The organism is Caulobacter sp. UNC279MFTsu5.1 (genome assembly GCF_900114015.1).
GTDB lineage: Bacteria > Pseudomonadota > Alphaproteobacteria > Caulobacterales > Caulobacteraceae > Caulobacter.
In genome coordinates this window covers 36,664-49,006 of sequence record NZ_FORN01000004.1, presented here as the reverse complement: position 1 = coordinate 49,006, position 12,343 = coordinate 36,664, and the positions used below count along the sequence as shown (strand labels likewise).

The following is a 12,343-nucleotide window of genomic DNA, read 5'->3' as shown; positions in this document are numbered from 1 at the left end:
CGAAGGCCGCGTTTGATCCCTAAGCGGCCCTTACCGAGCCTCTCCTTGGCGGCGACCTTAGTGTTACCGGTATCAGCACGCAAGCGGGCCGTTGCCGGCCGTTGGCGACGCCAGGCCGGCCATGGTTATCGCAAAACGTCGGACCGGCGCCATGGGGTATTGGGCGAGGAGGGGCGTGAGGTTGCCGAGGCTGGTCGGCGGTTGGTGCGGGAAGTGGAGCGGGGGTGTGTCGCTGTTTCTAATCGCAAAAAGCGCAAAAAAAGAGTGTGTGTCCGTTTCCCGTCCCAGCTTGAGCTCGTGCGCGAGGCCCGGGCCGGCGAGGAACGGCGCCGTTCAGTTGCAGGACCTCTCCACAATCTAGATAAAAAGATATTGCCCACTATTTGACAAAAACATAGAAATTACCACACTTCCCGTAGCCAACTTTTCTTCCATTTATCAAAGTTTCCGTAAAACCATCTCCATAAGCATATGGAAAAACTCTACCTCTCAATGAAACTTGGTTTTGGAATTTTTCCCGGCCAGATTCGTAATCTCGATAAGCCTCCAGTGGAACTGAGACATTTACGCACCTTCCATCACTCATGACAACTTTGCCAATATAGGCGTGGCCGTCATTTGTAAGTTCCATAGCTCCACTGATACTGCAGATATCAGATTTCTCGCACTGCTCGAAACTCATGAGTGATGGAGCGCGCAGGCCGTCTCGATTTGCGCTGCAAGCGGATAACCAAAATATCGAACACGCTAACAAAATCAATCGGTTAGCGGTCATCTATTTTTTCCGCAGTATCTTTTTCTATCGGACATCTTAGCGCCGCTGCCGGCTGGCCCCTCCCAGACTTGCATCGTAGAGCCCAATTCAGTTCGCTGACTATCGCTCAGTGGAGCCCCCGAAACAGTTGTACGGAAAGTACCATCCGCGAAGCTTTCAATTGTGAAGACGTTTGTGGAGGTAAGCATGAACGCCACACGCGCGGAGGACGACCTCGCAGCCCCGCCATCACCTGGTCCTGGGATGCGGCCAGGAGGTCCATATGCGTCAGGGTGTATGTGTGCGGCAGTCGCTCCTTTGGGGACTTGGGCACGATTGACCACGACTGTATTGCCGCCGCCGCAATCAACATCTTTCAGGTGCCTCAATACCAACTTGTCTAGGCCACTCGGCCCAACGGCATATCCGGTTTCCGCTGGAGCGGAATACGGCAGGGAACCGCCGCTAGAATCCGTACCACGTTTGCTCGCCGTGACGACGATTCCTTCGAGAGCGGTTACCTCGTCAGTCTTCGGTGGGGGATCACCCGGAGCGGCTGCTGACTCTGGCGTTTCGACGCAATTTGGATCATTTAGCGGGCATTTCGACAAGCCCATCGGATCGTTTCGATTCAGCGGATCATTGCCGACATAGGCGTACCAGTTGAGCCCGTCTGCGTATCCGATGGGGTCGGTTTGGAGAAACCGCCCCAAGGTCGGCGAATAGATCCGGGCCTTGTAGTAATACATCCCCAACTCGGGAATCATGGTCTGGCCAGTGTACTGGAACCGGCCCCGGTTGCCGGCGCCCGGGACGCCGTATTCGTCATAGGTGTTTGTGGCGATGGACGCCCCCGAGCCGTCGGTCACGGCGATGATCGAGCCCTGGTGGTCGGCTGTCAGCCAGCGCCGGTCGGTCTCGCCCGAGCCCTCGTACCAGACCAGCGGCTCGTCCACGTCAGGGCTGTGCACGTAACGCCGCTGCAAGGTTCCCGAGCCGTCGTACTCGCCGATCAGGTTGGAACCGTCATAGGCGAACCGGGTCGTCGCGCCGCCGTTGGCGGTGACTTGGTAGAGCCGGCCGGCCGGGTCATAGGCCAAGTCGGCGCCGGGCGAAGCGCTGACCAGCCGGTTGTCGATGTCGTAGCCGTAGGTGGTCACGCCGTCCGAGGTGAGATTGCCCCGGTTGTCGCTGTAGCTGAGGGTCTGTGCGCCCGAGCTGGTGAGCTGGTTCAGGCCGTTGACCCCATAGGTCCGCTGGCCGCTGTAGAATGTGGTCCAGGTGTAGAGCGGATTGCTGCTTGAGCGGCTGAAGATCTGATCGGCGGGACTGTAGGTGAACCCAAGGACCTGGTCGTTGGCCGAGTTCGCCAAATCTTGGGTCAAGGTCTGCAGCCGCGACGCCGGGTCATAGTCGTAGGTGGTCGTCACCCCATTGCCGCGGGTCAGGCTCTGGCGACGGCCCTGCGGATCATAGGCGATGGTGGCCAGCACGCCGGGGCCGGACGCGGCGCCCTTCTCGCGGATGGCGGTCACCGCGCCGGAATTGTCGTTGTCGTAGGTGACATAGAAGTCGTCAGGCCAGGTCATCCGTGTGCGGGCGCCGTCGAGACGGTATTCATAGCTGACCTTTCCCAGCGGCCCGGTTTCGGCGGTCAGGCGCCCAAGCGCGTCATAGCCGCGGGTGATCGACCGGCTGGCCTCCGTCGCCGACGTCATCTGGTCGAAGCTGTCGAAGCCATAGCTGGCGGCCGGCAGATCCTTGGCGATCACGCGATTGCGGCTGTCGTAGGTGTAGTTGACCAACTGGCCGTCGCGGCGGCGCTCCTGGCTACGGTTCCAGGTGACCGGGTCGTAGGTGTTCAGCAGAAAGTCGGTGTCCGAACTGACCCCCGCCGTCGTTTTGGATGGGAAGTAAGTATAGGTCGGGCGGTCGAAACCATCATACCGGTAGGTGGTGAGGTTGCCGTTTTCGTCTTTGACCGTGGCGATCTTGCTGTTGTTCGTATAGCCGGTGGTGCTGGCCGCGTTCAGAACGCCAACGGCGCGGGTCGTCGTGGTGAGGCGGCCATAGGGATCGTACTGATAGCTGGTGATCCGGTCGGGCCCGTAGGATCCGACGGTCCAGGGCGTCGCCGCCGACGCCGGCAGGGATCCAAACACGTCCGGGTTCATGCGCACGGTTTCGTAGGCCAGCCGATTGGCTCCGTCGTAATCGTACTGGGTGACGGAGACGCTGGCGCCGTTCTTGTCCCTGCCGTCTTCCCGCGCCTTGCGCGCGCGGACGTCGTAAGCGACGGCGGTCGAGCTGATCGGGCTGAAATTGGCCCAGGCCGCGTCGGTCTGGTCGAGCACCGTACCCTGCTCGGTCAGGACCGGCAGGCCTATGTCCTGGGCCGGCGCCGGGTAGGTGATCCGGGTGGCCAAGGACGGCCGGCCGGCCACCGCAACGCCGACACTGCCGATCAGACGCCGGGCGCCGTCGTAACGGGATCGCACCGTCTGGCTAGCGAGCGGACCCGTGGTCGTGAGCACGTCGCCCAGGGCGTTGTAGGTGTAGCTGGTCGTGTTGGCGAGCGCCGGATCGTCGGGTTGCTTGGTGACTGAAACCAGTTGCAGCGGCAGTTTCAAATTGCCGCCGTCGGCCGAGGCGTAGCTGTAGCTGGTCACCCGTCGCGCGGCGGCGGCGTCGATGCAGCCGCCGGTCGCGGTGATGGCGTCGCAAAGGGTGATCTTGGTCAGCCGCCAGACCTTGTGGCCAAGATCGGCCTCCAGGGCGCCCGTGCCGCCCTGATGATAGACCGCGCTGAACTGGCTGTACTGATAGGCGGTCAGTTGCCGAGGATTGGTCGCACTGACGGCCTGCCCGAGGTTCGGCGGCGGCGCCAGGACCGTGGCGACGCCGCCATGGATCGGGTCGTAGGTCATGTCGGTCTGGGCGTTCGCGGCGTCGACGATCGTTACAGGCTTGTCGCACAGAACAGGATTGGTGCAGTTGGAGATCGACGTCCCGTAGCCGTAGGTGGCGGTCATTCTGGTGCTGGTCGTGGTCCCGTCCTTGGCGGTGTTGCTGACGCGGTTGACCGGACCCTGGGGGATGTAGCCATAGCTGACCCCGTTGCCCTCGGGTTGGACGATCGTGCTCGTCTCGCCGGCGAGGTAAGTATATTTCGTCGCCATGCCCAGATCGGTGGCGCTGGTCGTTGGTCCTTCGGAACTGGATGTCACCAACTCCAGGAAGGGGTCGATGACATAGAGTCGCTGCCGCGAGGTGGGATCGCTCCGCGTCGCACGGATCCAGGGCATCGAGCCTTGGGTAAGCGAATAGTATTCGTAGCTGTACGACCATGTGGCCGCGGGGGTGTTGGGTCCGGCGGCGATGCTTACACTGTTGATTTTTTCGTATTCGACGTGGACTCGGTTGTCGATATCGCCTGTAGGCGGCGGAGGCGGCCGTGGCGGATTGTAGGCGATGGTGATCGCTGCTTGGCCAGGCCGCTGTATCCCGGCGACGTTGCTGTAAGCATCTCTGGTGTAGGTGTTGGTGCGCCCGAGATTGTCGGTGAGCTGGAGCGCCGCGCCGCTGTAGAGCGAGCCCGTGAACGTCACCGACATCCATTGCGAACCCACGGTGCAGCTGGTGGCCGTAGGATCACAGGTGTCCTGGGCCAGGTTGATCGCCGTGACCTTGGCCAGCCGGGTCAAGTCCGCCGGATCCCAGTCGTACTTGATCATGTAGCCCAGGTTGTTCCGCACCGAGAGCATGTTATAGCCGCAAGCTGCACCGCAGCTGGCGCTGTAGAGCTTGTACTCGTAGGTCAGGATCTCGCCGTTGGGGCGGATGAGCGTCTTGAGCCTCGCATCCCCTTCGCCTGGCGTGTTCGCGGTATTCTCCAGGAAGGTCGCCACGGTTCCGTCCAAGGCCGTATAGGTGTAGCTTCCAGGCGCGCCGCCCGCGCCGGGCGTGTAGGCGAGCGACTTCCCCGGGCCGCTCTTGCGCTGGAATGTCCCGACTGGGCCGCTGCTTGGAGCGGTGAACAACGCCGAGCCGTCGCCGTAGGCCACCCGGTATTGCCGGGCGTACTGCTCCGACTGGGAGCCTCGGGAGAACTCAATATAGCCGCGCAGAGCATCACGGCTGCGGTAACCGCTGAACGACCAGCTCAGGCCGCCTTCGCCGGGCTTACCGACGCTGATGGGCATGTCGTGCAGCATCAGCTGACCCGACACCATGTCGACGCCGTTCTCGTCCGTGGTGTTCATCACCGGCGCGGACGGTATGGCCGGAATGGCGGGCGCGGTCTGCGCCATGGCCGTCGGGGTGATCAGGAGCGTTCCCAGCACCATCCACGCGGCGCAAAGTGACCGCCCGGACCAGCGCCTCGCGACGCTGTCCCATCGATCAATACCCGCCGCGGACCTTGGCGCGCCCTGGCCCAAGGCCTGCTTCACCCATTCGAACATCGACGTCCCCCAAACCCGCGCGCACATACAACGTGCACGTTAGGGCCGCGCGGCGCGCCGTCAAGGTATTGCCAAGTTTGTTCGTCAATCTAGGATTTATCGCGACACGTTGGGCGGTTCGTCCACGCGCCAAGCTCTTCACGGCTTCGGCCGCGCTCACCGATTCCCGCTGCCCGAGCCAGACCCGTCGACCCGGCCGTCCCGACGACGGACACGCTCAAAAAAGGAAGGTCGGCGCGAGGCGCCCGCCGACCTTCCAGCCTACCGATCAGTGATTATGCCGCGGCAGCTTGCTGGCCAGGTCCTGGTACTTGACCGCGAACTCCAGCACCCCGCCGGTCTCCAGCTGGCCCGTGTGGGCGCGGTAGATTTCCTGCCAGGGGGTCATGGTCTCGGGGACCGCCGGGATCCCTTCGGCCTTGCGGGTGGCGATCTCGACCTCCGACACCAGGGCGTCGCAGCGGCCGGTGTTGAGGTCGATGCGGATGGTGTCGCCGGTGCGCAGCCAAGAGAGGCCGCCGCCGACCGCGCTCTCGGGCGAGGCGTTGAGGATCGAGGGGCTGTCGGCGGTGCCCGACTGGCGGCCGTCGCCCAGGGTGGGCAGGCTCATGATCCCGCGCTTCAGCAGGGCGTCCGGCGGCTGCATGTTGACGACCTCCGCCGAGCCGGGCCAGCCGATCGGACCCGCGCCGCGGATCACCAGGATGCAGTGCTCGTCGATCTCCAGCGCCGGGTCGTTGATCCGGGCGTGATAGTCGTCCGAACCGTCGAACACGACGGCCCGGGCCTCGAAGATGTCCTCCTGGCCCGGCTTGCTGAGGTAGCGGGCCCGGAAGTCGGCGCCGATCACGCTGGACTTCATGATCGCGAAGTCGAACAGGTTGCCCTTCAGCACCAGGAAGCCGGCCTTTTCGGCCAGCGGCTGGGCGTAGGGGAAGATCACCTCGCGGTCCTTGGTCTCGCGACCTTCCAGGTTCTCCGCCATCGTCTTGCCGGTCACCGTCAGCACGTCGCCGTGCAGGCGGCCCTGTTGCAGCAGCTCCCACAGCACCGCCGGCGCGCCGCCGGCCCGGTGGAAGCGCTCGCCCAGATACTTGCCGGCCGGCTGCATGTTGACGATCAGCGGGATGTCGTAGGCCGCGCGCCAATCGTCGGCGGTGATCTCCAGGCCGGCATGGCGGGCCATGGCGGCGATGTGCGGCTGGGCGTTGGTCGAGCCGCCGGCCGCCGCGACCAGGGCGATGGCGTTCTCGAACGCCTTCTTGGTCAGGATGTCCTTGGGCTTGATGTCCTCGTAGGCCAGATCGACGATCCGCTGGCCCGTGCGATAGGCCATCTGGCCGCGCTCGCGATAGGGGGCGGGGATGGCCGCGCAGCCGGTCAGGGACAGGCCCAGGGCCTCGGCCACGGCGTTCATGGTCGAGGCCGTGCCCATGGTGTTGCAGTGGCCGGCCGAGGGGGCGCTGTCGGCGGCGCGCTGGATGAACTCGGCCTCGTCGATCTCGCCGGCCGCCAGCAGCTCGCGGGCCTTCCAGACGATGGTGCCCGAGCCGGTGCGCTGGCCCTTGTGCCAGCCGTTCAGCATCGGCCCCACCGACAGGGCGATGGCCGGGATGTTGACCGTGGCGGCGGCCATCAGGCAGGCCGGGGTGGTCTTGTCGCAGCCGGTGGTCAGGACCACGGCGTCGATCGGATAGCCGTGCAGGGTCTCGACCAGGCCCAGGTACGAGAGGTTGCGGTCCAGGGCCGCGGTCGGGCGGCGGCAGTTCTCGAAGATCGGATGGACCGGGAACTCCATCGGGATGCCGCCGGCGTCGCGGATGCCGTCGCGGATCCGGGTGACCAGGTCCAGGTGGATGCGGTTGCACGGCGAGATGTCGCTGCCGGTCTGGGCGATGCCGATGATCGGCTTGCCGCTGCGCAGCTCCTCCGGCGTGATCCCGTAGTTCATGAACCGCTCCAGATAGAGGGCGGTCATGTCGATGTGGTCGGGATTGTCGAACCAGTCGCGCGAGCGGAACCGGCGGGGTTGGCGGTTAGGGGCGGTCAAGGCGCACCTCGTACTGGGGCTGGCCGGCGACGGCGACGGGCAGGGCGAACAGGCCGCCGCACAGGGGGTAGGCGGCGAGCTGGTCGTCGCTCAGGCCCTTGCGGGCGGTGGTGAAATACAGGGTCTTCAGGTCGGGGCCGCCGAAGCACGGCTTGGTGACGTTGACGGCGTCCAGGGTGATGCGGTCGACCACCTCGCCCTTCGGCGACAGGCGCAGGGCGCCGTGGCCGCCCCACAGGGCCGTCCAGACGAAGCCCTCGGCGTCGACCACCGAACCGTCGGGCCAGGCGTCGTCCATCTCCAGGCGGAAGAATTCGCGCTTGTTGGACAGGCCGCCGTCGGCGTCCAGGTCGTAGGCCCAGATGATCTTTCCCAGGGTGTCGGTGTGGTAGAAGGTCTTGCCGTCGGGGCTGACGCAGGGGCCGTTGGTGATGCAGATCCCGTCGTCCTGCTTAACGGGGCGGCCGGCCTCGTCCAGGCGGTAGAGGGCGCCGGTCAGGGTTTCCTCGGCGTCGTGCATGGTGCCGAACCACAGGCGGCCCGCGCCGTCGACGGTGGCGTCGTTGGGGCGGTTGTCCAGGGCCGCGTCCTCGATCTCGCCCAGGAAGGAAAAGCCGCTGTCGGGATGGAAGTGGTGCAGGCCGCTCTTCAGCCCGGCCACGAAGCCGCCGCCGGCGCGCGGCGCCAGGAAGGTCACCTGGTCGGGCGCGTCGTAGCTGGCCGTCTCGCCGCTGGCCGGATGGAAGCGGTGGACCTTGTGGCTCTTGATGTCGACGAACCACACGGCCTGTTCCTCGGCGGACCAGATCGGCCCTTCGCCGAGGGTGGCTTTCAGATCCCAGACGCAGGTGGGGGTAGGCATCTAAGTCTCTCTCCGTTGTCATCCCGGCCGCAGCGAAGCGTAGGGCCGGGACCCAGGGGACTGGGCGAATGCGGTGCGGCCGCCCCTGGGTCCCGGACAGCCTCTACGAGGCTTCCGGGATGACACCGAGGAGGGCGTCGACCCCGCTATGACAATCTTGTGCGACTAACGCCAGCCGGCGTCGATCCAGTATTCGTGGCCGGTGCACAGCGACGCGTCGTCGGAGGCCAGGAACATCACCAGCGAGGCGATGTGGTCGGGGACCAGCCGGCCCTTCAGGGCCTGGGCCTTGACGATCTCGGCCTCGCCCTCGGGCGTGTACCACTTCTCCTGGCGCTTGGTCTTGACGTTGCCCGGCACCACGCAGGTGACGCGGATGTCGTCGGGGCCCAGCTCGCGGGCCAGGGCCCGGGTCATGCCCTCGATGCCGGCCTTGGCGGTTTCGTAGAGGACCAGGTCCTCCAGGCCCAGGTGCCAGCTGATCGAACCGAAGTTGATCACCGCACCGCCGCCGCGCGCCTTCATGCCCGGGGCCACGGCCTGGGTGCAGAACAGCATGTGGCGCAGGTTGACGTTGATGCGCTCGTCCCAATAGGCGGGCGTCACGTCGGCCAGCTTGTGGCGGTCGTCGTTGCCGGCGTTGTTGACCAGCACGTCGATGGGGCCGATCTCGGCGAAGGTCCTGGCCACCGCGTCCAGGTCGGTCAGGTCGCAGCGGATGTAGACCGGCGCGATCGGCGCGCCCGAGAGCTGCTCGGCCAGGGCCTTGGAATCCGCGTCGGCCACGTCGAGGAAGATCACCTCCGAGCCCTGGCGCGCGAAGCCGGTGACGAGGCCGGCGCCGATGCCCGAGCCGCCGCCGGTGATGACGACGCGCTTGCCCTGCAGGCTGGGATAGATGGCTGAGGAGGAGGTGGTGCTCACGTGCGGACGCTTCACTTCGATGTTCACAGCAGACCTCGGCCGGCCAGGTTGCGGATCAGGGCGGAGACGCCGAACGTCCACGGGGCGGCGAGATCGCAGGTGGTCACCTCGTTCTCGAGAACGCCCAGCTTCGGGGTGGCCACGCGCACGCGGTCGCCGACCTTGTGGGTGAAGCCTTGGCCGACGGCGTCGCGATCCTGGATCGGGGCGAACATGGTGCCCAGGAACAGGGCGAAGCCGTCGGGATACTGGTGCTGCTTGCCGAACGCCTGCCCCGCGAGGACGGCGGGATCACGGCTGATCAGGCTCATGTTGCTGTGGCCGTCCAGCACGAAGTTGTCGCGGCCGGTGATCTTCAGCGTGACCTCGGCGTTGCGGACGTCGTCCAGGCTGAAGCCGTCGTCGAACAGGCGGAAGAACGGGCCGATCGAGCACGAGGCGTTGTTGTCCTTGGCCTTGCTGAGCAGCAGGGCCGAGCGGCCTTCGAAGTCGCGCAGGTTGACGTCGTTGCCCAGCGAGGCGCCGCGGATCCGGCCCGATCCGTCGCACAGCAGCACGACCTCCGGCTCGGGATTGTTCCAGTGGCTGTCGCTGCGCACGCCGACATGGTCGCCCCAGCCCATCGAGGACAGGGTCGGGCCCTTGGTGAAGATCTCGGCGTCGGGGCCGATGGCCACTTCCAGATATTGCGACCACAGGCCGTCGGCGATCAGGGTCTGCTTCAGGCGCTCGGCGCCCTCCGAGCCCGGGTTCACGCTGCGCAGGTCGCCGCCCATGCTGGCCGACAGCTGCTCGCGGATCTTCAGGGCGGCGGCGGCGTCGCCGCGGGCCCGCTCCTCGATCACCCGCTCCAGGGTCGAGACCGCGAAGGTCACGCCGGCGGCCTTCAGCACCTGCAGGTCGACCGGGGCCAGCAGCTTGGCGGCCGCGCCTTCCGGATTCTCCCACACGGCGCGCAGGTCCAGGGCTTCCAGCGGACCCAGGTCCTCGCCCTGCGGGATCGTCGCGCCAGGGGCGAAGGCGTTCATCAGGTCGGAGGTGGTCGGGGCGATCTTGCTGACGTCCTCGACGCGGCCGCCGCGGACCAGGACCGGGGTCGGACCCTGGCCGAAATCGATGCGGCCCAGCAGGGTCGCGTCGCGCCAATCGTCGGGAAGGAAATCGCTAAGGGCCACCGGTCGTCTCTCCCTGGCGGGCGCGCTGGACCGGTCTTAACTCGCCGCCCACGCCCCCCGTTACTCGCAGATCACGTTGTTAGCGCTAACACGACGTTCAGCGCAAGCCCCGCCGCGACGGGCGAATCTCGCCGCCTCCCGGGCGTGGCCCTGGCGGACGGGCGTATGCGGAACCACTTCCAGGGCGCAAGCGCAAACAGGATAAAGCCATGACCGACCGGCCGATCAAGATCCCGGGGCCCGACCACCCCATCACCGTCACCCGCAATTCCAAGCGCGTCGTCGTCACCCTGGGCGGCGCGGTGATCGCCGACACCTGCGACGCTCTGACGCTGCGGGAAGCGTCCTATCCGCCGGTGCAGTACATCCCGCGCAAGGACGTCGACATGGCGCGGCTGGCGCGCACCGACCACGCCACCTACTGCCCCTACAAGGGCGAGGCCTCATATTTCAGCATCCCGCTGGGCGGCGCGCGGTCGGTCAACGCGATCTGGACCTACGAGTCGGCCTATCCGGCGGTGGCGGCGATCCAGGACCACCTGGCCTTCTATCCGGATCGGGTGGACGGGATCGTCGAAGAGGGCTGACCGGACCGTTCGAGGAGTGACGGCGTGATCGGGCGGTCGTGAAGCTCCGATGCGATCGCCCGGCGCCCCCATTAGAACTTGCCGATCCTGGGATCGGACGTCCTGAGGGGCAGGGAAGGGTGGTTGTCGGAAGTTCACGTCCGTCACCTCCGTTGTCGCGCGCCTTGCCCGGATCGATAAAACGGCCCTGATTGTTTCGCACTCTCGATTGCTGTAACGACAGTCCCGTCGCGAAAATGACAGCCTGTCCCAGGTCGTCGCATGCATCCACGCCAGGCGTCTCGCGCGGCCAGGCCAGCGTCTCCCAAACCAACCGCCTGAACCATCAGGCCACCGCTGCGATCAGCGACTATTGGCGCTGCTGGCAAGCGACGACAGGAGCGCGACTATGCCTGACCCAATAACGATCATCGGCGCCGGTCTCGGCGGCCTGACCCTTGCCCGTGTTCTACATCTCCACGGCATCTCGGCGACGATCTATGAAGCCGAGGTTTCCGCGAGCGCAAGAACGCAGGGAGGACTGCTCGATATCCACGAGCACAATGGCCAGATCGCCCTCAAGGCCGCAGGACTTCTCGATACCTTCCTCGGCCTTGTTCGCCCCGGTGAAGACGCCAAACGCATCGTCGAAAAGGACGGCCATATCCTGTTCGACAAGCCCGGGAGCCCCAGAGGGGATCGCCCTGAAATCGACCGGGGCGATCTTCGTCAGATGCTTATCGACTCTCTCCCGTTTCAAGCGATCAAATGGGGTCACAAGGTCACCGCCATCGCGCCGCGCGGAGACGGGCGGCACGAAATCATTTTTGCCAATGGCTCCACGGCCATGTCGGGCCTGCTCGTGGGCGCCGACGGCGCTTGGTCGAAGGTCCGCCCGCTGCTCTCGGACGCGACTCCCGGCTACACGGGCGTCTCGTTTATCGAAACGACTGTGTTCGACGGCGACACGCGCCTCAAGGCCAGCGCCGACGCGATCGGCGCGGGCACCCTGATGGCCGTGGCTCCAGGCAAAGGCATCCTCTCGCACCGCTATGCAGACGGAACGCTTCGCACCTACGCCGCCCTGAACAAGCCGGAGGATTGGTTCGCCACACTAGACTTCACTGACGCAAGGGCCGGTCTTGTCCATGTTGCTGAACAGTTCGCAGGTTGGGCGCCTCAACTCACCGCCCTCATTACGGAAAGCGACACAAACCCCATTCTGCGTCCCATCTTTGCGCTTCCAGTCGATCATAGCTGGAAGCGCGCGCCCGGCCTGACCCTGGTCGGCGACGCGGCGCATCTGATGTCCCCCTTTGCGGGGGAAGGGGCAAATCTCGCCTTGCTTGACGGCGCCGAACTCGCCGAAGCGATCATCGCCACACCCGATGACATCGACGCCGCGCTCGCGGCGTATGAAGGCAAGCTGTTTCCCCGAAGCGCGGAAGTCGCCGATGAGACCGCCCGCAACCACCAGCTCTTCTTCGGCCCCGCCGCGCCTCACAGCGTGGTTGCTCTCTTTAATCATGACCAAGGATGAGGAGCCGAC

Annotated in this window: 8 protein-coding genes; 2 read left to right on the top strand and 6 right to left on the bottom strand. The window is 65.4% G+C overall.

Going from position 1 to position 12,343, the window contains the following annotated elements:
• Window positions 1-379 precede the first annotated feature (379 nt).
• The 6 genes from BM066_RS25785 to BM066_RS02690 all read right to left on the bottom strand — a co-directional run bounded on the left by BM066_RS25785 (window position 380) and on the right by BM066_RS02690 (window position 10,228).
• A complete protein-coding gene (locus BM066_RS25785; RefSeq protein WP_143093636.1) occupies window positions 380-775 on the bottom strand; it encodes a hypothetical protein in 396 nt (131 codons plus the stop codon).
• On the bottom strand, window positions 772-5,217 hold the full coding sequence (locus tag BM066_RS02710; RefSeq protein WP_177218361.1) for an RHS repeat domain-containing protein: 4,446 nt from the start codon (window positions 5,215-5,217) through the stop codon (window positions 772-774). Before BM066_RS02710 ends, BM066_RS25785 begins: the two co-directional genes overlap by 4 nt.
• 268 nt (window positions 5,218-5,485) lie before the next feature.
• Window positions 5,486-7,267, bottom strand: a complete 1,782-nt coding sequence (xylD, locus tag BM066_RS02705; RefSeq protein WP_089924163.1) for a xylonate dehydratase XylD — start codon at window positions 7,265-7,267, stop codon at window positions 5,486-5,488.
• Window positions 7,254-8,129, bottom strand: coding sequence for a D-xylonolactone lactonase (locus tag BM066_RS02700; RefSeq protein ID WP_018061827.1), 876 nt, complete (start codon window positions 8,127-8,129; stop codon window positions 7,254-7,256). Before BM066_RS02700 ends, xylD begins: the two co-directional genes overlap by 14 nt.
• 165 nt (window positions 8,130-8,294) lie before the next feature.
• The gene (gene xylB / locus BM066_RS02695; protein ID WP_049801079.1) at window positions 8,295-9,053 is read right to left on the bottom strand and encodes a D-xylose 1-dehydrogenase; all 759 of its coding nucleotides are present in this window, start codon (window positions 9,051-9,053) and stop codon (window positions 8,295-8,297) included.
• Between the two features lie 23 nt (window positions 9,054-9,076).
• On the bottom strand, window positions 9,077-10,228 hold the full coding sequence (locus BM066_RS02690; RefSeq protein ID WP_018061825.1) for a fumarylacetoacetate hydrolase family protein: 1,152 nt from the start codon (window positions 10,226-10,228) through the stop codon (window positions 9,077-9,079).
• Between the two features lie 209 nt (window positions 10,229-10,437).
• Here BM066_RS02690 and BM066_RS02685 point away from each other — a divergent pair, with 209 nt between their 5' ends.
• Together BM066_RS02685 and BM066_RS02680 are read left to right on the top strand one after the other, a co-directional pair.
• Window positions 10,438-10,815, top strand: coding sequence for a DUF427 domain-containing protein (locus BM066_RS02685; protein ID WP_018061824.1), 378 nt, complete (start codon window positions 10,438-10,440; stop codon window positions 10,813-10,815).
• Window positions 10,816-11,203: 388 nt separating this feature from the next.
• Window positions 11,204-12,334 carry an FAD-dependent oxidoreductase gene (locus BM066_RS02680; RefSeq protein ID WP_018061823.1) on the top strand — a complete coding sequence of 377 codons (1,131 nt, stop codon included), beginning with the start codon at window positions 11,204-11,206 and terminating at the stop codon, window positions 12,332-12,334.
• The last annotated feature ends 9 nt before the right edge of the window (window positions 12,335-12,343 follow it).